Below are 22,780 nucleotides of genomic sequence, written 5' to 3' on the forward strand. Positions count from 1 at the left end.
CGCAACCCGTTTACCCGACGCCGAGGTGCGCCAGCCAACCGCCCTTCGCCGAGATGTCCTCCGCTCCCTCCGTCGCCTCCGGCTCGCAGAGGAAGCCGGACACCGACCTGCCGTCCGCCAATTCCAGCTTGCCGATCGCCAGGGGGGCCGGGATTCCGGCGACGAACTCGCCGAACCCCGCCACCGGCAGCTCCCAGACCTCCGCGGCCACCGGCACCCCGCCGGACGCGACCCGCACCAGGCCCGGCTTCGGCGGCACCGTGTCCAGCGCGTACAAGCGGTACGAAGCCGCCGTCGAAACCGCTGATACGAACCGGCCGCCGCGAGAGGTCAGCTCGTGGTTCAGCGGCTGGCCGCGCAAGTGTGCGCCGACCACCACGATCGGGACCCACGCACGCCGCAGGCCCGCCAGGGCCGCCAGCTTCAGGTCGTCGTGCGGGGCGCCCAGGAACATCACGCCGAACGGGCGCCCGGCCACCGTGCCCGCCGGGACGGAGAGGGCCGACAGCCCGAACAGGTTGGTCGAGTTGGTGAACCGGCCCAAGCGGGCGTTGACCGCGACCGGGTCCGCGGCGACTTCGGCGATCGTCGGGTGCTCAGTCGTCGTCGGGACCAGCAGTGCGTCGACGCCGGCCAGCGTGGCCAGTGCCTCGGCGCGCAGACCCGCCAGTGTCGCCTGGTCGGCGAACAGCCGGTGCGCCGGGATGTCGCGGGCCGGGCCGATGATCGAGCGCACGACCGGGTCGACGGCGTCCGGGTGGGCGTCGATGAACTCGCCGACCGCGGTGTACCGCTCGGCGACGAACGCGCCGCCGTACAACAGCCGCGCCGCCTCCAGGAACGCCGAGATGTCCACAGTGGTCACTTCGGCACCTGCCGCGGCGTAGTCCGACACCGCCGCGTCGAACGCCTCGGCCCAGCCGGGAGCCAAGGGGCCCAGCTGGTCCGGCGAGGGGACGCCGAGGCGGAACCGTCCCGGGTGGGCCTGTGCGGGCTCGGCCAGGCAGGTCAGCGCGAACGTCGCTTCCTCCACCGTCCGCGCGAACAGCGACACGCAGTCGATGCTCGCGCACGCCGGGACGACGCCCTCGGTCGGCAGCAGCCCCGGCGTCGGCTTGAGCCCGACGATCCCGTTGAACGCCGCCGGCACCCGCCCCGAACCCGCGGTGTCGGTGCCGAGCGCCAGATCCACGATGCCGAGGGCGACCGCCACCGCCGACCCCGAGCTCGATCCACCGGACACGTACTCCGCGTCCACGGCGTTGCGGACCGCGCCGTACGGGCTGCGCGTCCCGACCAGCCCGGTCGCGAACTGGTCCAGGTTGGTCGTGCCGAGCACCAGCGCCCCGGCCGCCCGCAGCCGCGCGACGACCGGCGCGTCGGCCTCCGGCTTGTACGCGTAGTCCGGGCAGCCCGCCGTCGTCGGCAGTCCGGCGACGTCGATGTTGCCCTTGACCGCGACGAGCTTGCCGTAGAGCGGCAGTCCGCGGTCCGCCGGCGCGGCCGCCTCGGCCAGGACGTCGGCTTCCGGCCGCAGGTCGATCCAGATCTCCGGCCGGTCCACCTGCTCGATCCGCCGGTAGGCCGCCCGCACCCGCTCCACGAGGCTCATGCCAGCACCACCAGCGGTGTTCCGGGCGCCACCTGATCGCCGGGGGACACGAGCACTTCGACCACCTCACCGCTCGCCGGCGCCGGGATCCGCGCCTCCGTCTTCATCGCTTCCAGCGTCACCAGGGACTGCGCGTCCTCGACGCGCTCGCCCGCGGTGACGTCGACCCGCCACACCGTCGCCGCGAACGGCGCCTCCACGACGTGCCCGCCCGGCGGCGCCTCGACCCGCGCCGGCGGCCGGGTGACCGGCTCCGGTTTCGGGTCGAACTCGCCCGCCGCGGCCCACGCCTGCCGTTCCGCTTCGAACGCCGCCGCCTGCGTGGCCCGGAAGCCCGCGATGCTCTCGGCGTTCTCCGCGAGGAACTTCTGGTAGTCCGCCAGGGCGAAGGAGCCCTCGGTGGTGTCGAGGTCCAGCGTGCCGGACGCGCTCTGCGCCCGCAGGTCCAGCAGCTCTTCGGCCGACACCGGGTACCAGGAGATCCGGTCGAAGAACCGCAGGTTCCACGGCCGGTCCCCGCCGCGCCAGCTGTTCCACACCTGGACGGTCCGCCCGACGAACTGGTAGCCGCCCGGGCCCTCCATGCCGTAGATGCACAGGTAGGCGCCGCCGATGCCGACGGAGTTCTCCGCCGTCCACGTCCGCGCCGGGTTGTACTTCGTCGTGACCAGGCGGTGGCGCGGGTCCAGCGGCGTCGCCACCGGCGCGCCGAGGTAGACGTCGCCGAGGCCGAGCACGAGGTACTCCGCGTCGAACACCGTCCGGTACACCTCGTCCACACTGGACAGCCCGTTGACGCGCCGGATGAACTCGATGTTCCACGGGCACCACGGCGCGTCGTCGCGCACGCCGGTCATGTACCGCTCGATCGCCTCGCGCGTGGCGGGGTCGTCCCACGACAGCGGCAACCGGACGCTGCGGCTCGGCACCACCAGGTCGTGCGTCGGCGGGAGGTCCCGCTCCAGTTCGCGCACCAGCCCGAGCGCCTTGCCGACCGGCAGCGCGTCCGGGTCGACGTGCACCTGCAGCGACCGGATGCCCGGCGTGAGGTCCACGATCCCCGGTACGCCTTCGGCCGCCAGGCGCTCGGCCAGCGCGTGCACCCGCATCCGCAGCGCCAGGTCGAGCTTCATCTCGCCGTACTCGACGAGCAGGTTGTCGTCGCCGCTGCGGCGGTAGGTGACCGACGGCTCGCCCGAAGATTCCGTACAGTCCGAAGAGGACAGTCGCGCGAGGACACCGCCGTCGTCGCGCGCGGGGCGGCTCGGCTCGACCGCCGACGCCGGCCGCGTCCGCAGCGCCGCCGCGTGGTCGGTGCCGATCGGCACGAACCGCACGGTGTCGCCCGGCCGCAGCTGCCCGAGCTTCCACCGCTCGCCGGTGGCGACCGTCGCCGGGCAGACGAACCCGCCCAGGCTGGGCCCGTCCGGGCCGAGCAGGATCGGCAGGTCGCCGGTGTAGTCGACGGCACCGATCGCGTACGGCGTGTCGTGGATGTTCGACGGGTGCAGGCCCGCCTCGCCGCCGTCCGGCCGTGCCCACTTCGGCCGCGGCCCGACGAGCCGGACGCCGGTGCGCGCCGAGTTGAAGTGCACCTGCCAGTCCGTGGCGTAGAACGTGTCGACGTCGTCCGGGGTGAAGAACTCCGGGGCCGCGTGCGGTCCTTCGAGCGCGCCGATCGTCCAGTGGGAAGCGAACTCCGGCCGGTCGGCGGTCGGCACCGGGCCCACGACCGGGTCCGCGGGGGCCGGACCGGGGCGCAGGACGTCCCCGGCGGCCAGCGCGCGGCCGCCGTGGCCGCCGAACTTCCCCAGCGTGAACGTCGCCGCGCTGCCGAGGAACTCCGGCACGTCGACGCCGCCGCGCACCAGGAGGTAGCTGCGCAGCCCGGCCGTGCAGGACCGGACGTCGAGCGTCGCTCCCGCGGGGACTTCGACCGGTGTCCACAGGGAAACCTCGGTGCCGTCGACGAGGACCGTCGTCGGCGCCCCGGTGACGCAGACTTCGGTGGCACGGGAAAACCGCAGCGCCACCCCGTCCACAGTGCACTCCAGGCCGGGCGCGCCTTCGGGGTTGCCCAGCGCCAGGTTGCCCAGCCGCAGCGAGAGGTCGTCCATCGGGCCGCTCGGCGGCACCCCGACGTGCCAGAACCCGGTGCGGCCCGGCCAGTCCTGCACGGTCGTCATGGTCCCGCCGCGGACCACGTCGATCCGCGGCTCCGCGTCTCCGACGCTGTCCAAAGTGGACGTGTCGTGCGCCGCGGCGCCGAAGGCCGGGTCGGTGGCCGCCGCCCGCAGCTGGCCCAGGTTGGTCTGCACCCCGTCGAACCGGGTCGCGGCGAGCGCTTCCCGCAGGTTCGCCAGCGCCTCGGCGCGGTCGGCGCCGGTGCAGATCACCTTGGCCAGCAACGGGTCGTAGTGCGTGGTGACGGTGGTGCCCGGCTCGACCCAGGTGTCGACGCGGGTGTCCGCGGGCAGCGTGACCCGGGTGACGAGACCCGCGCTCGGCCGGTGCCCGGCGCCCGGGTCCTCGGCGTACACGCGCGCTTCGACGGCGTGCCCGCGGGCGACCGGGACCGCCCGGAACATCGCGCGGTCGCCCTGGGCGAGCCGCAGCATCCAGGCGACCAGGTCGACGCCGTAGACCGCCTCGGTGACCGGGTGCTCGACCTGCAGCCGCGTGTTGACCTCGAGGAACGCCGCCTCGCCGCGTTCGGGGTCGTAAACGTATTCGACGGTGCCCGCGGAGCGGTACCGCACCGACGAGCACAGCGCGACCGCGGACTCCACCAGGTGCTTCCGGACGTCCTCGGGCAGGTCCGGTGCCGGGCACTCCTCGACGACCTTCTGGTTGCGCCGCTGCAGCGAGCAGTCGCGCGTGCCCAGGGCCAGCACCTCGCCGAAGCCGTCGCCGAACACCTGGACCTCGACGTGCCGCGCGCGGGTCACCAGGCGTTCGAGGAACACGCCGGAGCTGGCGAAGCTCTTGGCCGCGACGCTGCGCACGGTGTCCCAGGCGGCGCGCAGCTCGTCCGGCGATGCGCAGGCGCGCATCCCGATCCCGCCCCCGCCGCCGGTCGCCTTGAGCATCACCGGGTAGCCGATGTCCTCGGCGCGGGCCAGCGCATCGTCCACATCGGACAGCAGGCCGGTGCCGGCCAGCAGCGGCACGCCCGCCGCGATCGCCGCCTCGCGCGCGGTGTGCTTGCTGCCGAACACCTCCAGGTGCTCCGGGGCCGGCCCGGCGAACGCGATCCCGGCGTCTTCGCAGGCGCGTGCGAACGCGGCGTCCTCCGAGAGGAAGCCGTACCCGGGGTGGATCGCGTCGCAGCTGGTGTCCAGCGCCACGGCGATGATCGCGCCGGCCCGCAGGTAGCTTTCCGCCGCGGGCGCCGGGCCGAGCCGGACGGCCCGGTCGGCGAGCCGCACGTGCGGGGCGAGGCGATCGGCGTCGGAATGCACCGCGACCGTTTCGAGACCCAGTTCCTTGGCGCTGCGCAGGATCCGGACCGCGATCTCGCCGCGGTTGGCGACGAGCAGCCTCACTCGCCGCCTCCGGGGGAGATGACGATCATCCGCACCGGCGTCGGGTCGAACCCGTTGCAGGGGTTGTTGATCTGCGGGCAGTTCGACACGAGTACCAGCACGTCGGTCTCGGCGCGCAGCCGGACTTCCAGGCCCGGCGCGGAGATGCCGTCGACGATGCCGAGCGTGCCGTCCGCCTCGACCGGCACGTTCATGTACCAGTTGACGTTGCTGACCAGGTCGCGCTTGCCCAGGCCCCACTTCGCGCCCTCGATGAGGAAGTTTTCGACGCAGGCGTGCTGGTGGCGGGTGTGCTGGCCGTAGCGGAGGCTGTTGGACTCCTTGCTGCACGCGCCGCCGAGCGTGTCGTGGCGGCCGCAGGTGTCGGCGACGACGGTCAGCAGCGGCGCGCCCTCCTGGGTGCGCAGCACGCTGCCGGTGGTGAGGAAGATGTTGCGCTGCGCGGCGATCGTCGCGGCCGCGCTGTAGCGCTTCGAGGTGTCGTTCGCGTCGTAGCAGAGGAAGTCGACGGCCTGGTTGCCGCCCAGGTCCATGATGGCCAGCTCCTGGCCCTGCTGCAGCACCGTCGAGAACGGCGCCCGCGCGGGAACGTCGAAGCTGACTTCCAGCTGGGACTCGTACGCCGTGCTCATGCGATCCCCCGTGCGGTGAGGTAGTCGGCGGTGTTCTCGAAGGCGCGCTGCGCTTCCGGCGTGTGTGTCCACTCCGGACTGTCCGGAGTGGTCGGCCGGTCGTGCCAGGCGAGGACTTCGAGCTTTGACACCGTGTAGTCCGGCCGCGGGTCAACCGGGTGGGCGACGTTGGCGAGCAGCACGATCGACGGGATCTCGATCCGCAGGTCGACGGACCGGCCGGCGCCCGCGGAGCCGGTGAACTCCAGCCCGCCGTCCGGCTGGACCCGCACGCCCTGGAAGAACGACAGGCTCGGCGGCAGGTCGCGCGGCTCGAGGCCGTTCTTGGCCGCCGCCAGGGTGAACAGCGGCAGGCCGGCGGGGGAGGGGCCCTGCGGGGAACCGTCGCCGTAGCGCTCGGTGTTGCCGTCCACAGTGGACGTCCCGCACAGGGCGTCGTGCCGTCCGCCGGAATCCGCGACGATCGTGGCCAGCACCCGCGCCTGGTCCGACAGCAGTGCCACCGACTCGCCGAGGTAGGCGTTCCACTGCACCTTGACCGTGTCGGCGACGTTCAGCCGCTCCCACGGCCCTTCGGCGTTGAACAGCAGCAGGTGCGCGCAGGCGTCGCCGTCGACGTCGGTCAGCCGCAGCCGCGTGCCCCGGGCCAGCACCTTGTGCGTGTACCCGCCGCCGGCCACGGTTTCGGCCCAGGTCAGCGCCTCGGGGGCGACGCCGGCCGGCGGGTCGGCCCAGGTGCTCGCCGGGATCGACGGCATCGTGTCGACCACGGTGCCGGCCTGGGCGCGGGCGTGGTCGCGCGCTCCGTAGGTCGTCGCGGTGGTGCTCATGGTCGTCCTCTCTCAGGTCGCGGGTTCGAGGGCGGGAGCGGGGCGCAGCCGCAGCCAGCAGAGCCAGCCGATCACCAGTGCGCCGCCGACGAACTCTATCGGGAACAAGAGCATCCAGGGGGAGCCCGAAGCGCCGAGATCGTAGATCTCCGCACGCGGCCAGCCGATGTTGACGATCATGGCGATTCCGTACAGGACCGCTGCCCCGTTCAGCGGAACGCCCCATCGCCCGAGGGAGAACTTGCCGGGCTCCGCGGGGAATTGCCCGCGCAGCCGTTTCAGCAGCAGCGGCGCGGTGACCAGGAGGTAGGCCAGGTAGACGACCACCACCGACGTCCCGGTGATCGTGCTGAACAGCGTCGGGTTGCCGACGTTGAGCAGCAGCAGCCCGATGGCCAGCGCGCCGGACAGCAGCGCGGGCGCGACCGGCGTCCCGGTGCGCGGGCTGACCCCGGCGAGGCGGGCGGACCCGGGGAGCGCGCCGTCGCGGGCCATCGCGTAGATCAGCCGGACCGTGCCGGTCTGGATGGTCAGGGTGCAGACGACGACGGCGATCGCGACGTCGGCGAGGAAGATCCGGCCGAGGGTGTCGCCGAAGACGGCGGTGATCACGTACGGCAGGCCGTGCCCGGCGAGCTGCCCGTCGGTGAGGCTCGGCGCGGCCATCAGCGCGGTGACGACCACCGCGAGGCCGCCGATCCCGGAGACGAGCACGGCGCGCAGCACCGCCCGCGGAGCCGCCTTGCGCGCGTCCTTCGTCTCCTCGGCGACCGACGCGGCGGTGTCGAAGCCGTAGAGGACGTACGCCGCCATGAGCGCCGAAGCGAGCACACCGCCGATCCCGGCGCTGGTGCCGGGTGCGTCGTGCAGCACCACCTGCGGACCGCGGACGGCGAACAGCGCCAGCCCGGCGATGAGGACGAGGACGCCGAGGAGTTCGGCCGCGACGCCGACGTCGTTGATCCGCGCCATCAGCCGGACACCGCCGGTGTTGACCGCGGTGGTGAAGACGAGCAGCACGGTGCCGAGCAGCACGGCGTTGGCCGCGCCGGACGGCGACGTCACCGACGGATCGCCGCCGATGAACTGGAACCCGTCCCACACCGACGGCAGCACGACCTGCAGCGCGATCGCGGCGGCCGCGAGGGCGACGATGCAGCCGAGCAGCATCATCCAGCCGGCCAGCCAGCCGAGGAAGCCTTTCGTCAGCTGTTTCGCCCACTGGTACACCGATCCCGCGAGCGGGTAGCGCGCGGCGAGCTCGGCGAACACCAGCGCGACGAGCAATTGGCCCGCCAGGACGACCGGCCACGTCCAGAAGAAGAGCGGGCCGCCGAAGGTGTAGCCGAAGCCGAAGAGCTGGAAGACGGTGGTGAGGATGGAGACGAAGGAGAAGCCGGCGGCGAAGGCGGAAAACCCGCCCAGCGACCGGCGAAGCTCCTGGCGGTAACCGAAGGCGGCGAGTTCGTCGGGTGGGGTCATGCGGATCTCCTTGTTTCGATCGCTTGACAGAAATTAAGTCTTCGCCGCGACGCGATGATCTCCGCCGTGTTAGGGACCCGTTAACGCCCGGACCGACACGGCGTCAATGACGACATCCGGGCGTAACCGTGCCTCCGTGCGCGTGTCGCGGCCGCGGACCTGGCAAGATCACGTCCGTGGGCAACGGGTCGGGAGTCGGCAGGCCGAGGGCGAGCGGAGCGGCGGCGAACCGTCCGGACGCGCGCCAGGCGGTGCTCGAGGCGGCGGGCGAGCTGTTCACCGGAGCCGGGTACGCGGCCACGACGACCAGAGCGATCGCCGAACGCGCGGGCTTGCGCCAGGCGTCGCTCTACTACCACTTCCCGGCGAAGGAAGACATCCTCGCCGCGTTGCTGGCCGAGACGGTCCGCCCGTCACTGGCCCTGGCGGCCCGGCTCGTCGCGGGCGAGGCCCCGGCGGCGGTCCGGTTGTGGGCACTGGCGTACGCGGACATCGGCCTGCTGGGCGGAGCCCGGCACAACCTGGGCGCGTTGTACCTGCTGCCCGAGGTCGGTTCGCCCAGCCTGGCCCGCTTCCGCATCGAGCGAGCGGAACTGAAGGCGGCGTACGGCCGCCTGGTGGCGGCTTCGGGCGTGGCACCTTCGGCCGTCGCAATCCGGACGGATCTGGTGTTCGGGCTGGTGGAGAGCATCGCGGTGATCCGCCGCGACGACCCGGCGCTGGACGTCGAGGCCCACGTGCGCGAAGGGGCGGACGGGGTGGTCCGGTTGGCGGGCTCGGGGGAGCCGTCGGACGAGCTGCGCGCGCAGGGGCACCGGCTGCTGGCGGCGCTCGCCGACTGACGAGGACCCGCTCGAGAGTCGTGGGTCAGGAAGCGGTGGTCTGCAACGCCTTGCTCAGCACCGCCGCCGTCAGCTCGACCTGCCACGGCCGGGCGCCGCTCGCGCGCAGGACTTCCGCCACCGAGTCCTCGTCCGTTTCGGCCGGCGGGCGCCAGCACGTGCGGCGGACCAGGTCCGGCAGCAGCAGGTTCTCCACCGGGAGCCGGCGGTCCTCCGCGATGGCCGTCAAGGCCGCGCGGGCCGCCGACAAGCGGGCCGCCGCGTCCGGGTCCTTGTCCGCCCAGCGGTTCACCGGGGGCGGGCCGTCCGTCGGTTGGGACGGTGACGGCAGCTCGGAAGCGGGGAGCGCCTTGGCCGCCTGCAGGTGGCGCAGCCAGCTCGCCGTGTACTTGCGCTGGACGCGGCCGCTGAACACCGGCAGCGCCTGCAGCTCTTCGACCGTCTTGGGGTCGGCCGTGACAGCGTTGACGATCGCGCTGTCCGGCAGGATCCGGCTCGGTGCGCGGTCGCGTTTGCGGGCCAGCTCGTCGCGCGCCTGCCACAGTTCGCGGACCGCCGCGAGACCGCGCGGGCTGCGGATCTTGTGCACGCCGGACGTCCGGCGCCACGGCTCGGCCCGCGGGGGCGGCGGCGGGGCCGTCCGCACGAACTCGAACTCCTGCCGCGCCCACTCCAGCTTGCCTTGGGCGCCCAGCTCCGCTTCCAGCTTTTCCCGCAGCTGGATGAGCAGCTCGACGTCGAGGGCGGCGTAGTTCAGCCAGTCGACCGGCAGCGGCCGCTTCGACCAGTCGGCCGCGCTGTGGCCCTTCTCGAGGGTGTACCCCAGCAGCAGCTCGACGAGCGTTCCCAGCGCGACGCGTTCGTAGCCCGCCAGCCGGCCGGCCAGCTCGGTGTCGAACAGCGCCGCCGGGTGCAGGCCCAGCTCGGCGAGGCAGGGGAGGTCCTGGGAGGCGGCGTGCAGCACCCACTCCAGGGAATTCAGGACTTCGCGCAGCGGGGCCAGTTCGCCGTCCAGCGCGATCGGGTCGATCAGCACCGTGCCGGCGCCTTCGCGGCGCAGCTGCACGAGGTAGGCCTTGGGGAAGTACCGGTAGCCGGACGCGCGTTCGGTGTCGACGGCGACCGCACCGGTGCCCGCGGCGAGCTTGGCGCAGGCTTCGGCCAGCTCGGCGGCGTCGGTGATCACCGGGGGTGTGCCCTCGGCGGGTTCGCGTAGCAGCACAGGGCCGCCCGTGGACTCGATCTCCATCCCGGTGTCCTCGGCCTCAGTGCTTCCCATGGTTGACGACCCTACGGGACGGGCGTACCGCGCCTGGTCCGCCCGCCCCGCAGGGTGGTGTGCTTTCGTCAGCGGATGACGCCGGCTCGCATGGCCAGTGCCACCATCTGTGCCCGGTCGCCCGTGCCGAGCTTGCGCCCGATCCGGGAGAGGTGGGACTTGACGGTGAGGGCGGAGAGCGAAAGCTCCTCGCCGATCTCCTTGTTGGACTGTCCGTCGGCGACCAGCTGGAGCACCTCCACCTCACGAGCGGACAGCTCGCGCGGGGTGTTGTCGGTGCCCGCGACGCGGGTCCCGGTGGCCAGCACCGGAGCCACGCTCGGGTCGGCGTAGACGCCGCCTTCGAGCACGCGCCGCACGCCATCGGTCACGACGACCGGTGACGCGGACTTCAGCAGGTACGCCTGGGCCCCGGCCTGGAAGGCCGAGCGGACCGCGTACGGGTCGTCCGAGGATGCGAGTACGACCACGCGCGGCCAGCCGTGGCTACGGAGTTCCGTAACCAGCTCGATGCCGCTGCCGTCCGGCAGTCCGAGATCGAGGATCGCCAGGTCACAAGGCCCGGTGGCCTGTGCTCGCGCCCTCGCCTCGGCCACCGTGGCGGCTTCGTGGACGGTTCCCGCACCCATCTGTGCGAGTCTTGCTGCGATTGCCTCCCTCAACAGCGGGTGGTCATCGACCACCAGTACCGAAAAAAGCTCTTCCCGCGGGTGCGGAACCATGCTCGCCGGCAACGCGCCGGCTGGCGTGGATCGGACGGCCTGAGAAATGCCGACGGTAGCCACGTCACTACCTCCCTGGAGTCGGTCGTGCCCCCCGACCGGCACCGGGACCTTCGGCCGTTCAGCCGCGCCAGCTTTAGACCGAAAGTGGTGTCGTCGAAGGCACTGTAGCCGTCCTGAGGCCGTTGCGGGGGGATCGAATGGGTATCTATCTCAAACGAACAGTCACTCAGTGGGTTCGTAGTAACACGATCGGGCTAGTACACGGCCGGTTGCTAACGGATAGCCCAGTGAGCACGATGCTAAGGAGTTACCGGCGGCCAAATGGCCGTGCAGATGAGGCGTGCAGCTGCCGGTGCGCCTAGTGACGGGGGTCCGGATGGGCGCCCGAGGTGTCCGGAATGCGGCCCCGGCCGGGGCTTGATCAACTCCCCCGAGAGACCCCTGCGCCGCCCGCCGACGTCCAAAACTGTGACTGTCCGTGTCTGTTGCGGGGTGCTGGTGACCCCCGGGTCCGCGGTTTGATCTTGTTGCGGTGCGTGACCGCGGGGAGTCACGAACGAGGAGACGTGAAACAGCCTCAGGGCTGGCGGCGGCCCCGGGGGTGCCCGGATGGTCATCCGGGGTGCCCGGGCCGCGAGGCGGCAACTCAGCGGTCCGGGGCCGGGTGAACAGCGTTCATCGGACGTGAATTTTGCTCACATCCGTACAAGGCGCGGTGCCGCGGCGGCCCGCGGCGACCGGCCGTTGCCGATTCGTTGCCGAAGATCGCCCGGACGCCGGGTCAGGAGCCCTGGCGCTGCCCGAAGAGGGTCACCCCGACCGGGGGCAGGCCCACGACGCTCGCCATCACCTGGCAGAAGGCCTGCCCGTGGGGCAGCAGGTCCGCGTCCGCCGGCGTCCACGACGCCCGCACTTCCAGGTCGTCGGTGCGGGCCGGGCCGGAGAGGTCGCCGAAGCGGGCCGACGACGTCTCCGTCACCGTGCCGCCGAGTGCCTTCCAGCTCGCCCCGGACACTTCCAGCGCGTCGGTCAGCCACGACCAGCCGACCGCCGGCAGGAACGGGTCCGTGGCCAGCTCCCGGTCCAGCTCCGCGCGCACGTACAGGACGAGGCGCAGCACGCCGTCCCAGCCGTCCTGGCCGTCCGGGTCGTGCAGCAGGACCAGCCGTCCCGAGGCCAGCACGTCGGCGGGCCCGGACACTTCGCAGCTGACCGCGTACGACCACGGCGCGAGCCGCTGCGGTGCGCGCATCGGCTCCAGCAGCACCTCCGGGCGGGGCCGGACGGACTGCAGCGCCGCGACTGCTTCGCGGAAGAGTTCGGGCACTGGCGTCATCGCGGTCACGCACCGACTTTAGGGCGGGCACGCCCTGTTGCGGGCGCAGGCGCGCCGAGAGAACGGGCCGCCCGGGCTCGTGGCACGATTGACCGCGATGTCTCAGACCACGCCCCTGCCGCGCCACGCCGCCCCGTCCGGTCGCCGCGAGCTGCCCGAAGCCCCGTTCCTGGCCGCCGCGCGCGGTGAACGCCCGGCCCGCACGCCCGTCTGGTTCATGCGCCAAGCCGGCCGCTCGCTGCCCGAGTACCGCGCGCTGCGCGAGGGCGTGCCGATGCTCGACGCCTGTTTCGACCCGGAAATGCTCGCCGAGATCACGCTGCAGCCGGTCCGCCGCCACGGCGTCGACGCGGCGATCCTCTTCAGCGACATCGTGGTGCCGCTGAAGGCGGCCGGGGTCGACATCGACATCGTGCCCGGCACCGGCCCGGTGGTCGCGACGCCGGTGCGCGACCTCGCCGCCGTGAAGGCGCTGCCGGAGCTCGAGCCCGAACAGGTCTCGAAGGTCGCCGACGGCGTCCGGCTGCTCGTCGCGCGGCTCGGCGGGACCCCGCTGATCGGGTTCGCCGGCGCGCCGTTCACGCTGGCCAGCTACCTCATCGAGGGCGGCCCGAGCCGCAACCACGAGCACACCAAGGCCCTGATGCACACCTCGCCCGAGGTGTGGCACGAGCTGGCCGGGCGGCTGGCCGACCTCGCCCTGACCTTCCTGCGCGCCCAGCTCGACGCCGGCGTCGACGCGGTCCAGCTGTTCGACTCCTGGGCCGGCGCGCTGTCCGAGCGGGACTACCGCGAGTTCGTCCTGCCGCACTCGGCCAAGGTACTCGCGGGCGTCGCGGAGTACGGCGTGCCGCGGATCCACTTCGGGGTCGGCACCGGCGAGCTTCTGGCCGCGATGCGCGACGCGGGCGCCGACGTCGTCGGCGTCGACTGGCGGATCCCGCTCGACGAAGCCGTGCGGCGCCTGGGTGGGCGAGCGGTCGTCCAGGGCAACCTCGACCCGGCGCTGCTGCACGCTTCCTGGCCGGTGCTGGCGGCCGAGGTCCGCCGGATCGTCGAAGAGGGCAAGGCGGCCGAAGGCCACATCTTCAACCTGGGCCACGGCGTGCTGCCGGGCGTCGATCCCGACGTGCTGACCCGCGTGGTCGGGCTGGTGCACGAGCTGTGAAGCGCGTCGCGGTCGTCGGGGGCGGCGTTTCCGGGCTGACCGCGGCGTACCGGCTCCGGCAGCTGCTCGGCCCCGAAGCCGAGATCACGGTGTACGAGAAGACGACGGCGCCGGGCGGGAAGCTGCGCACCGCCGAACTCGCCGGGGTGCCCTACGACGTCGGCGCCGAGGCGTTCCTCGTCCGCCGTCCCGAAATGCTCGCGCTGGCCCGCGAGCTCGGGCTCGACGTCGTCCACCCGACGAAGGCGCGGGCGAAGATCCACGCGGGCGGCGCCGTCACCGGGCTGCCGCCCGGCACGGTCATGGGCGTGCCGGCGTCGGCGGAGTCGGTGGCCGGGGTGCTTTCCGAAACCGGCCGGCAGGCGGTCGAGGCCGAGCCGTTGCTGCCGGAGCTGCGGCTGCCGGGCGGGGACGTGCCGCTGGGGCCGCTGCTGCGCGAGCGGTTCGGCGACGAACTGGTGGACCGGCTGGTCGACCCGCTGCTCGGCGGCGTCTACGCGGGCGGGGCGGACGGCCTCGGCCTGCGCGCGACCATGCCCGGCCTCGCCTCCGCGCTGGCGGCGGGCGCGGGCTCGCTGACCGCGGCGGCCGCCGCCCAGCTGCCGGCGAACCCGTCGACGGCGCCGGTGTTCGGCACCGTCCCTGGCGGCCTCGGCACGGTGATCGACCGGCTCACCACGGCGTCGGGCGCGCAGCTGCGGACCGGCCTGCCGGTGTGCGAGATCGAACGGCACGGCGACGGCTGGCGGCTGTGCATCGGCGCGGCACCGACCGCGCACGCGCCGGCGGACAACCTCGCCGAAGCGGACGCGGTCGTGCTCGCGGTGCCCGCGCCGTCGGCCCGCCGCCTGCTCACCGACCTCGTCCCGGCGGCTTCGGCGGCCTTCGGCGAGGTCGAACTGGCGTCGATGGCGGTGGTCGCGCTGGCACTGCCGCCCGGCACCGCGCTGCCCGAGGCGTCGGGGATCCTGATCGGCCAGGGCGAGCGGGACGCTTCGGGCGTGCCGTACGCGTCGAAGGCGTTCACGTTCTCGTCGCGGAAGTGGGCCCACTACGGCACCGGCCCGGTCCTGGTCCGCGGCTCGGTCGGCCGGTTCGGCGAGCCGGGCGCGCTGCAGTTCGACGACGTCGAGCTGGTCCGCGTGGTCCGCGACGACCTCGCCCGGCTGACGGGGGTGACGGCGGCGCCGGTCGAGACGCTGGTGACGCGGTGGGGCGGCGGGCTGCCGCAGTACGGCACCGGGCACCTCGAGCGGGTCGAGCGGATCGAGAAGGCCGTCGCGGAGGTGCCGGGCCTGGCGATCGCCGGGGCGACCCTGCACGGGGTCGGGCTGCCGGCCTGTGTCGCGACGGCGGAAGCCGCGGCCCAGCGGATCGCGGCGCACCTGACGGCGTGAGTGCGGTCACCCGGACCCGTGGCGGCGGCCGGGGCGCCGCGGTGACAGGATGGACACATGGCGCGGGTCAACTACAACGAGCTCAACGACACCATCCGCTACACCACCTGGTCGGTCTTCCGGATCGAACCGGGCAGGCTGGGTGAGGACCGCGGGACCGCCGGCCGCGAGACCGCCGAGTACCTGGACGGGCTCGAGGCCAAGGGCGTCGTCGTCCGCGGTGTGTACGACCTCTCCGCGCTGCGTGCCGACGCCGACTTCATGATCTGGTGGCACGCCGAGGAAATCGAGCAGGTCCAGGCCGCCTACGCCGGATTCCGCCGGACGCCGCTGGGCCGCGCGTCGACGCCGGTCTGGAGCCAGACCGCGCTGCACCGGCCCGCCGAGTTCAACAAGAGCCACATCCCGGCGTTCCTGGCCGGCGAGGAGGCGCGCAAGTTCATCTGCGTCTACCCGTTCGTGCGGTCCTACGAGTGGTACCTGCTGCCGGACGCCGACCGCCGCAAGATGCTCGCCGACCACGGCAAGGAAGCCCGCGACTACCCGGACGTGCGCGCGAACACCGTCGCGTCGTTCGCACTGGGCGACTACGAGTGGATCCTCGCCTTCGAGGCCGACGAGCTGCACCGGATCGTCGACCTCATGCGGCACCTGCGCGGCACCGAGGCGCGGCTGCACGTGCGCGAGGAGATCCCGTTCTACACCGGCACCCGCGTGCCGCCCGCCGAGCTCGTCGCGGCTCTCCCGTAGTGCGCGACGTCGTCGAGGGCGTCTGGAACGCCCTTACCGGAGCTTCACCGGAAGCCTTCGAGCTGACCGGCACCGAGGACGTGCTGCCGGGTCCGTACCGGGTGGCGGCGGCGGCCACGGCTTCCGTCGCCGCGGCGACGCTGGCGGCCGCCGAAATGCTGCGGCAGCGGGACATCGAGCCCGGCGTGGTCACGGCGGACACGCGGCACGCGGCGGCGGCGTTCCAGAGCGAGCGGCTGCTGCGCGTGGACGGCGTCGGCGCGGAGTCCGCCTGGGCCCCGCTGTCGGGCGACTACCGCACGGCCGACGGCTGGGTCCGCCTGCACTGCAACTACCCGCGGCACGAAGCGGCGGTGTGCTGGGGCCTCGGCGTGCCCGCGACCCGCGAAGCCGTCGAAAAGGCGGTCGCCGGACGTCCGGCGCGCGAGGTGGAGCACGCCGTCGTGTCGGCCGGGGGAGCGGCGGCCGAGCTGCGGTCGCCCGAGGACTGGGCCGCGCACCCGCAGGGCGAGGCGGTGGCTTCGCTGCCGCTGGTTTCGCTGACGCCACTGGGCCCGGCCCCGAAACGGACACTGTTCTACTCGGACCGGCCGCTGGGCGGGATCCGCGTCCTGGAGCTGACGCACGTGCTCGCCGGGCCGGTCGCCGGCCGCATCCTGGCCGCGCACGGCGCCGACGTCCTGCACGTCGGGGCCGCGCACCTGCCGCGCGTCGAGGCGCTGGTGCGCGACACCGGCCAGGGCAAGCGTTCGACGTTCGTCGCGCTGGACACCGAGGGCGGCCGTGCGCGGCTGAAGAAGCTGATCAGCCGGGCGGACGTGCTGGTCCAGTCCTTCCGGCCGGGAGCTCTCGAGCGCATCGGGTTCGGGCCCGCGGAGCTGGCCGAACTGCGGCCGGGCTTGGTGATCGCGGACCTGAGCGCGTACGGCTGGCAAGGCCCCTGGGCGCGGCGGCGCGGGTTCGACAGCCTGGTCCAGATGTCGAACGGCTTGGCGTGGGGCGATCCGCCGGCACCGTTGCCGGTCCAGGCGCTGGACCACGGAACGGGCTGGCTCACGGCGGCGGCGGTGATGACGGCGTTGCATCGCCAGGTGGTGGACGGTGGCACGTGGCGCGCGCGGCTGTCCCTGGCGGGAACCGGCCGGTGGCTGGATTCCCTGGGCCGCAAGGACCCCGCCGCGGCGGACGTCGATCACGGCGATTTGCTGGAGGAAGCGGACAGCGCCTACGGGCGGCTGACGCGGGTGCGGATGGCCGGCGGGTTGCCGGGCGCGCAGCCGTACTGGGAGTTCGGGACGCGGGAGCCGGGAGTCGACAAACCGACCTGGACGCCCTAAGGCGGAACCCGCCCGGAAACAGAACCCGCCCGGAAACAGAACCCGCCCACCCTAGGGGGCCCGCCCCGGTTCCAGTCTACCGGCGCAGGCCGACAAAAACCCTGGTCAAGCCCCAGTTGTCCACACCCCCGCGAGCTTGTGGATCAGCGGCGCCGCAGTCGGTCCGCCAGCCGCCGCCTGGGCTTCGGCAAGTGGCCGCCCTCGATCAGCCACGTCACGAACTCGTCGGCGTACGCCCCCGAGCGCTCGGCCGCCTTCTTCGGCCTGCCCGCGGTGAACTGCGCGAACAGCGGCCCGTACCGCTCACCCAGCGCCTCCGCCAGCTCGGGCCGCTGGTACGCCAGCACCCGCCCGTGCTTCCGGCGCAGCACCTGAGCCTCCACCTTCAGCCGGGCCGGGTCGAAACCCGCCGGCGCCGGGCCGTCGGCCAGCAAGGCGTGCAGCAGCTCCGCCTGCCGCCGGGCCAATTCCGCGCGGCTCATCCCGTCACCGCCGCCCGCAGGGCCGCCAGCTCCGCCGCCAGCTCGGCGTCGGTCGGGTAGCCGTCGTCGCGCTCCAGCAGCACTCCCGGCGGGTCCGCCCGGCGGCGGAGCTCCGTCAACAGCGCCAGCACCTCCGGCAGCACCGGGTGTGCGTGCGTGTCGTGGTAGACGCCGTCGCGCTCGATGCCGCCCGCCATGTGCACGTACGCCAGCCGCTCCCAGGGGATGCCGTCCAGGAACGCCTCCGGGTCCGTGCCGATGTTGCGGGCGTTGGCGTACAGGTTCGCCACGTCGATGATCAGCCGGCAGCCCGTCCGGTCGGTCAGCTCGGTGAGGAACTGCTCCTCGGTCAGCTCGGCGTCCGGCCAGTCGAGCACCGCGGCGATGTTCTCCAGCGCCAGCGGTACGTCCACGATGGACTGGGCCAGCCGGACGTTCGCCACCAGCACGTCCAGTGCCTCGCGCGTGCGGGGGAGCGGCATCAGGTGCCCCGAGTCGAGGCCACCCGCGCGCACGAAGCACACGTGGTCGCTGACCAGCGGCGCGTCCAGCGCCCGCGCGACCTCCGCGAGGTGCTGGACGCGGCCGGTGTCCAGGGGCTCGGCCCCGCCGAGGGACAGCGAGACGGCGTGCGGCAGCACCGGCAGGCCCCGCTTGCGCAGCGCCACGAGCGTCTCCGGCAGGTGGTCGGCGTGCAGGTTCTCGGCGACGACCTCGACCCAGTCCACGCCCGGCAGCCGCGCGATGGACAGGTCGAGCTCATGCCGCCAGCCGATCCCGATGCCCAGCTCACCCACCGCAGCCCCCTCCGCCGCAGCCGCCGCCACCGCACGACGACCCGCTGCTGCACGACGAGCTCGAGCACGACGACCCGCTGCTGCAGGACGACCCGCCGGACGAGCCACCGCCGCCGAACGACGTCACCGGCGGGGCCAGCGCCGCGCTCAGCTCCTCGTCCGGGTACATCGCCCAGCCTCCCAGCGCGACCGCGGCGGCCGCCCCGCCGAGCAGGATGCCGCCGGCCAGCATGCCGGCCGGCACCGGTCCGCTCGCCGCGGCCCGGGCCTGCCCGAGCAGGCGGTGTCCCGCGGCCGACGGCTGCCGGGCGCCCGTCTTCGCCCGGCGGACCGCCGCCACGATCGCCAGCACCGCCGCGATGACGACCAGGAACACCAGGATCCCGACCGGGCGGCCGAGGGAGATGCCGGTGACCAGCCGCGCCACGCCGAACGCCAGCACCGCCAGCTGGAGGAGCAGGCCGAACGTCCGGGCCTGCCGCTTGGCGGCCGCCGACGCCAGCAGCCCGCGTCGGTCGAGGCCCTCCTCCAAGGCCCGCATCGCCGCCGACTGGCGGCCGTACGCCCGCAGCGTCGCCGTCGTCTTCAGCTGCGCCGCGTCGAAGACGGCCTGCTCCAGCGGTTCGGCCGGCCGCGTCCCGGCCTGGCTGACCTGCTTGTAGCTGTTGACGCGCAGCTGCCCGCGCTCGACCAGGGCCGCGATGGCCGCGTCGACGGCCCGGTCGGGGCCGCCGGCGAGGAAGGCCAGCTGGTAGACGGTCGGCGGCGGGCCGGGCGTGACGGCGTCCGCCCGCATCGCCCGGCTGCTCACGATCCCGGACACCACGACCCTGACCAGCAGGACCGCGCCGAGCAATGCGATGTAGAGGACCACGAAATCCGGTCCGGAGATGCCCCACGGGTCGGTCATCGCCCGTCTCCCCTCAGTGTGTCGCGGTTACCGTAGCTGTGAGACGCACGCCCTCGCGTCGGCGTTTCAACCACCGCAGCCCCCGCCTCCGCCGCCGCCGCCACCACCGCAGCCGCCGCCCCCGCCGCACGAGCTGCTGCCACCACCGCAGGAGCTGCCGCCGTAGTAGCCGACGGCCGCGCCGCCGCCCCCGCTCGCCCAGCAGGCGCGCGGACGCCGGGCGGCCTGCGCCGTCGACTGCTGGGTGGCGCGGCTGACGGCCAGCCGGACGTCCTTCTCCGGGTGCCCGCCGAAGCCGTCCGCGGCGACGGCCCCGGACGGACCCGCGACGAGCGTCCCGGCGCGGCGTGCCTCTGCCGCGGCCGCCCGGCCGGCGGAGGTGGCCTTCACCTCGGGCTTTTTCGCCGCGCGGACCGTGGCCACCACGGCCGCGACGGTGTTGAGGGCGAGCAGGCCCAGCAGGAAGCCGACGGGGTGCCCGGTCGAGGAGCCCGCGATCAGCCGGACGACGCCGAGGACGAACAGCGCCCAGTACGCCACGGCGGTGAGCAGCCGGGCCCGGCGCAGCTTCCGGCCGTCGGTGAGCAGGCCGCGGGCGATCAGCCCGGCCTCCAGGTCCGCCACGGACGGGTGCCGCGCCACCTCGGCGCGCACCCGGTCGACGGAGCTGCCGGTCTTGCCGATCCGCAAGAGCGCGGCCCGGCCCAGGTCGTCGGATGCCGAACCCCGGACGCGGTTCAGGCGCCCGGTGCCGTCCAGCCGGATCAGCTGCTGCTCCAGCAGCCGCGCGACGACCAGTTCGCCGACGCGCTCCCGCCCGCCGGTCAGCAGCGCCAGTTCTTCGGCCCGCGCCGGTGCCCCGCCGGTGCGCCCCCGCGCCGGCAGCGCGGCGTGCACCACCGCGACCAGCGCCACCAGGAGCAGCACCCCCAGGTAGAGCCCCGCGAACACCGGTCCGGGAATACCCCAGGTGTCGGTCATGAGTCCGCCCTCCCTCGTCCGTGTGCGGAGACTACGTCCGAGGAAGGGCGGCGGGTTGCTCGCTTAAGGAGGATTTAGGCCGGCGGGTTTTCCGACCCGGGGACCAGTTTCAGCGAGATCGAGTTGATGCAGTAGCGCTGGTCGGTCGGGGTCGGGTAGCCCTCGCCCTCGAAGACGTGCCCGAGGTGGCTGTGGCAGGAGCCGCAGAGCACTTCGATCCGCTTCATGCCCATGGCGCGGTCCTCGCGCAGCAGCACGGCGTCGGAGTCGGCCGGGTCGTAGAACGACGGCCAGCCGCAGTGGCTCTCGAACTTCGTGTCGCTGCGGAACAGCTCGGCACCGCACGCGCGGCACTCGTAGACGCCGGTGGCCTTGGTGTCGGTGTACTCACCGGTGAACGGCCGTTCGGTCCCCGCCTGGCGGAGCACGGCGAACTCGTCGGGGCTGAGCTGGGCTCGCCATTCCTGCTCGGACTTCACGACGCGAGGGGTCGCGCCGACAACGGGTTTCATACCTTTCACCCGATCCACGTTACGCCGCGAGCCAGGCGAGGGCGTGCACCACGATGTCCCATGCGGCCACGATCACGCCGAGCACGATGAGAACCACGATCAGGGCCGACACCCAGTAGCGCAGCCCGCCGAGGCGGTTGCTGGAGTCGGCGAAGTCGGCGACGCCGTCGAGGGCGGCCTCGATGGTGTAGTTCGGGCCGCAGCGTTCGATGCGGTCGAGGTGCTCGGCGAACGCGCGCGCCTCCGGGTCGTACGGGTCCAGGCCGACCAGGTCCTCGTGGAAGCGAGGATTCTGGCCCGGCAGTGAAGCTCCGTCTTCGGCCATGCCACCACGGTAGGCCATCCGGACCCGTCAGCCCACCGGACGCGCGTTACGTCTCAGTAGCCTGGGCTGGCCGTGATGGCGTCGAGCTTGGTGTTCGCGTCGATGAGCGTCTGCCCGCCGACGATCACCATCCGGAACTTGTGCCGTCCGTTCAGGATGTTGAGGTACATCTGCACGGAGCCGTCTTCGGCGACACCCTCGTCCGTGCGCGCGGTGTTGAACGCGCCCACGTTCTTCTTGTTGTCCGCCCAGTACTGCTGGAACTGCTGTTGGTCGCCGTAGACCGCCTGGGCGGCCGGGGTCAGCATGTTCCAGTTTTCGGCCGGGCTGTTGAAGAAGTTGACCAGCTGCTGGCCGGTGGTCCCGATCGCGGTGATCTTGCCTTCGGACTTGGTCTTGCCCAGGTCGGCGGGCACCGCCGAGGTGCTCGGCGTCGGGGTCTTGGGCGTGCTGTGGCCCGTCGTCGGCTGGTTGCCCGGCGATTGGGCGGTCTGGTTGCCGCCCGAACCGCCGTTGCCGGAATTCAGGACCAGGAACACGATCACCGCGACCACGACGACGGCCGCGCCGGCGCCGGCGAACACCGCGTACTTGCGCTTGTTGTCCGGCTTCGCGGTGCCCGACGAGTACTGGGGGGCCCTGGCCGACGGCGCGGCCGCGGGCATCGGTCTGGGCGGGGTGTTCGGCGGGGCGGCCGGGGACCGCATCGGCATGAACGCCGCGGTCGGGCGCGGCGGGTTCGACGGTGCCTTGCTCGCGGCCTGGTTCGCGGGCGCGGGCGTGCCGACCGGCGGGGACGACGGTGCCTTGTTGGCGGTCCGCTGCCACGGCGGCCGCTCGTCGTCCGCGGACCCGGGTGTGGCGGGCTTGCGGCCCGCGCCGCCGGAGAGCAGCGGCGGGGACGCCGTCATGCCGCCGGGCTCGGTGCGGGCCAGCGCGGCCAGCCGCTCGCGGGCCTCGGCCATGCTCGGCCGCTCGCCCGGCTCGCTGCGCAGCAGGCTCATCAGCAGCGCGGTGGCTCCGCCCGCCTGCACCGGCGGGTTGATCTGGCCGTTCGCCGCCGCGTAGAGCAGCGCGAGCTGGTTGGTCGTGTTGCCGTACGGCGTGGTGCCCTCGATCGCCTGGTAGAGGGTCGCGCCGAGGGCGAAGACGTCGGAGCTGGGCACCGGGTCGGCGCCGCGGGCCAGTTCGGGCGCCAGGTACGCGGGCGTGCCGCCGATCAGGCCGGTCGCGGTCAGCGTCATGTCGCCGGCCGCGCGGGAGATGCCGAAGTCGGTGATCTTCGCGGTGCCGGTCTCGTCGATGAGGATGTTGCCCGGCTTGACGTCGCGGTGCACGATCCCGGCCCGGTGGGCCGCCACCAGCGCGGACGCGACCTGCTCGCCGATCCGGGCGACCCGCCCGAGCGGGAGGGTGCCCTCTTCGGAGAGGATCGTGGAGAGGCTGGGCCCGTTCAGGTACTCCATCACCAGGCAGGGGTCGCCGTTGTGCTCGGCGATGTCGAACACCACGATGGCGTTCGGGTGCTGGAACCGGGCCGCGTTCTTCGCCTCGCGCATCGCGCGCTGGCGCATGTTGTCGCGTTCGGTCTCGGAGACACCCGGCTGCGGGAGGATCTGCTTGATCGCGACGGTGCGTTCGAGGCGCACGTCGGTCGCGCGCCACACGACACCCATGGCACCGCTACCAATGTGTTCGACGAGGCGGTAGTGCCCCGCGATCAGCTGACCGGTGTCGATGGCGACTGCTCCTGACGAAATTCCCGGTGGTGGTGGCCCTGCTCAGCGCGGTACCGCTTCGCGCACCCGATCGAGTGTAGCGGTCGGCCGCGCGGGAGT

Annotated in this window: 20 protein-coding genes; 5 read left to right on the plus strand and 15 right to left on the minus strand. The window is 73.2% G+C overall.

Annotation, left to right across the window (positions count from 1 at the left end; translation table 11 throughout):
- Window positions 1–10 precede the first annotated feature (10 nt).
- From ISP_RS13910 to ISP_RS13930, 5 genes are read right to left on the minus strand one after another with little or no spacing between them, the layout of a single operon-like run.
- Window positions 11–1,612 carry an allophanate hydrolase gene (locus tag ISP_RS13910; protein ID WP_013224504.1) on the minus strand — a complete coding sequence of 534 codons (1,602 nt, stop codon included), beginning with the start codon at window positions 1,610–1,612 and terminating at the stop codon, window positions 11–13.
- On the minus strand, window positions 1,609–5,157 hold the full coding sequence (gene uca / locus ISP_RS13915) for an urea carboxylase (protein ID WP_013224505.1): 3,549 nt from the start codon (window positions 5,155–5,157) through the stop codon (window positions 1,609–1,611). Before uca ends, ISP_RS13910 begins: the two co-directional genes overlap by 4 nt.
- A complete protein-coding gene (locus ISP_RS13920; RefSeq protein WP_013224506.1) occupies window positions 5,154–5,789 on the minus strand; it encodes an urea amidolyase associated protein UAAP2 in 636 nt (211 codons plus the stop codon). The genes uca and ISP_RS13920 overlap by 4 nt, the downstream gene beginning before the upstream one ends.
- Complete coding sequence (locus tag ISP_RS13925) at window positions 5,786–6,619, minus strand: urea amidolyase associated protein UAAP1 (protein WP_013224507.1); 834 nt, start codon at window positions 6,617–6,619, stop codon at window positions 5,786–5,788. The genes ISP_RS13920 and ISP_RS13925 overlap by 4 nt, the downstream gene beginning before the upstream one ends.
- Window positions 6,620–6,631: 12 nt before the next feature.
- A complete protein-coding gene (locus ISP_RS13930; RefSeq protein ID WP_013224508.1) occupies window positions 6,632–8,101 on the minus strand; it encodes an amino acid permease in 1,470 nt (489 codons plus the stop codon).
- Window positions 8,102–8,277: 176 nt separating this feature from the next.
- Here ISP_RS13930 and ISP_RS13935 point away from each other — a divergent pair, with 176 nt between their 5' ends.
- Window positions 8,278–8,943, plus strand: coding sequence for a TetR/AcrR family transcriptional regulator (locus ISP_RS13935; protein ID WP_013224509.1), 666 nt, complete (start codon window positions 8,278–8,280; stop codon window positions 8,941–8,943).
- Window positions 8,944–8,968: 25 nt separating this feature from the next.
- Here ISP_RS13935 and ISP_RS13940 read toward each other — a convergent pair whose 3' ends face one another.
- The 3 genes from ISP_RS13940 to ISP_RS13950 form a co-directional block, all read right to left on the minus strand.
- The gene (locus ISP_RS13940) at window positions 8,969–10,192 is read right to left on the minus strand and encodes a ribonuclease D (protein ID WP_013224510.1); all 1,224 of its coding nucleotides are present in this window, start codon (window positions 10,190–10,192) and stop codon (window positions 8,969–8,971) included.
- A gap of 98 nt (window positions 10,193–10,290) precedes the next feature.
- Complete coding sequence (locus ISP_RS13945) at window positions 10,291–11,007, minus strand: response regulator (RefSeq protein ID WP_033261886.1); 717 nt, start codon at window positions 11,005–11,007, stop codon at window positions 10,291–10,293.
- A 721-nt stretch (window positions 11,008–11,728) separates the two neighbouring features.
- Window positions 11,729–12,292 carry a DUF3000 domain-containing protein gene (locus ISP_RS13950; RefSeq protein ID WP_034284339.1) on the minus strand — a complete coding sequence of 188 codons (564 nt, stop codon included), beginning with the start codon at window positions 12,290–12,292 and terminating at the stop codon, window positions 11,729–11,731.
- Between the two features lie 88 nt (window positions 12,293–12,380).
- On the opposite strand from ISP_RS13950, the gene hemE reads away from it, so the two are divergent.
- Genes hemE through ISP_RS13970 form a run of 4 tightly spaced genes read left to right on the plus strand, consistent with a single transcriptional unit; the run spans window position 12,381 to window position 16,935 of the window.
- Window positions 12,381–13,451, plus strand: a complete 1,071-nt coding sequence (gene hemE, locus ISP_RS13955; RefSeq protein WP_013224512.1) for a uroporphyrinogen decarboxylase — start codon at window positions 12,381–12,383, stop codon at window positions 13,449–13,451.
- Window positions 13,448–14,848, plus strand: a complete 1,401-nt coding sequence (gene hemG / locus ISP_RS13960; protein WP_013224513.1) for a protoporphyrinogen oxidase — start codon at window positions 13,448–13,450, stop codon at window positions 14,846–14,848. Before hemE ends, hemG begins: the two co-directional genes overlap by 4 nt.
- A 57-nt stretch (window positions 14,849–14,905) precedes the next feature.
- Window positions 14,906–15,598: a hydrogen peroxide-dependent heme synthase gene (gene hemQ, locus ISP_RS13965; RefSeq protein ID WP_013224514.1), complete on the plus strand. Its 693-nt coding sequence runs from the start codon at window positions 14,906–14,908 to the stop codon at window positions 15,596–15,598.
- Window positions 15,598–16,935: a CoA transferase gene (locus ISP_RS13970; RefSeq protein WP_013224515.1), complete on the plus strand. Its 1,338-nt coding sequence runs from the start codon at window positions 15,598–15,600 to the stop codon at window positions 16,933–16,935. The genes hemQ and ISP_RS13970 overlap by 1 nt, the downstream gene beginning before the upstream one ends.
- Before the next feature lie 143 nt (window positions 16,936–17,078).
- Here ISP_RS13970 and ISP_RS13975 read toward each other — a convergent pair whose 3' ends face one another.
- From ISP_RS13975 to ISP_RS14005, 7 genes are all read right to left on the minus strand, one after another.
- The gene (locus ISP_RS13975) at window positions 17,079–17,417 is read right to left on the minus strand and encodes a hypothetical protein (RefSeq protein ID WP_013224516.1); all 339 of its coding nucleotides are present in this window, start codon (window positions 17,415–17,417) and stop codon (window positions 17,079–17,081) included.
- Window positions 17,414–18,214 carry an MbnB/TglH/ChrH family RiPP precursor modification enzyme gene (locus ISP_RS13980; RefSeq protein WP_013224517.1) on the minus strand — a complete coding sequence of 267 codons (801 nt, stop codon included), beginning with the start codon at window positions 18,212–18,214 and terminating at the stop codon, window positions 17,414–17,416. Before ISP_RS13980 ends, ISP_RS13975 begins: the two co-directional genes overlap by 4 nt.
- Window positions 18,207–19,124 carry a TIGR04222 domain-containing membrane protein gene (locus ISP_RS13985; protein ID WP_013224518.1) on the minus strand — a complete coding sequence of 306 codons (918 nt, stop codon included), beginning with the start codon at window positions 19,122–19,124 and terminating at the stop codon, window positions 18,207–18,209. The genes ISP_RS13980 and ISP_RS13985 overlap by 8 nt, the downstream gene beginning before the upstream one ends.
- 66 nt (window positions 19,125–19,190) lie before the next feature.
- Complete coding sequence (locus tag ISP_RS13990) at window positions 19,191–20,105, minus strand: TIGR04222 domain-containing membrane protein (protein WP_013224519.1); 915 nt, start codon at window positions 20,103–20,105, stop codon at window positions 19,191–19,193.
- 74 nt (window positions 20,106–20,179) lie between these two features.
- Complete coding sequence (msrB, locus tag ISP_RS13995) at window positions 20,180–20,617, minus strand: peptide-methionine (R)-S-oxide reductase MsrB (RefSeq protein ID WP_013224520.1); 438 nt, start codon at window positions 20,615–20,617, stop codon at window positions 20,180–20,182.
- Window positions 20,618–20,636: 19 nt separating this feature from the next.
- Entirely contained in the window at window positions 20,637–20,942 is a 306-nt protein-coding gene (locus tag ISP_RS14000) for a hypothetical protein (protein ID WP_034284340.1), read from the minus strand.
- A gap of 53 nt (window positions 20,943–20,995) precedes the next feature.
- A complete protein-coding gene (locus ISP_RS14005; protein WP_265049916.1) occupies window positions 20,996–22,666 on the minus strand; it encodes a serine/threonine-protein kinase in 1,671 nt (556 codons plus the stop codon).
- Window positions 22,667–22,780 lie beyond the last annotated feature (114 nt).

It is taken from the genome of Amycolatopsis mediterranei, assembly GCF_026017845.1.
In the GTDB taxonomy this organism is placed as follows: domain Bacteria; phylum Actinomycetota; class Actinomycetes; order Mycobacteriales; family Pseudonocardiaceae; genus Amycolatopsis; species Amycolatopsis mediterranei.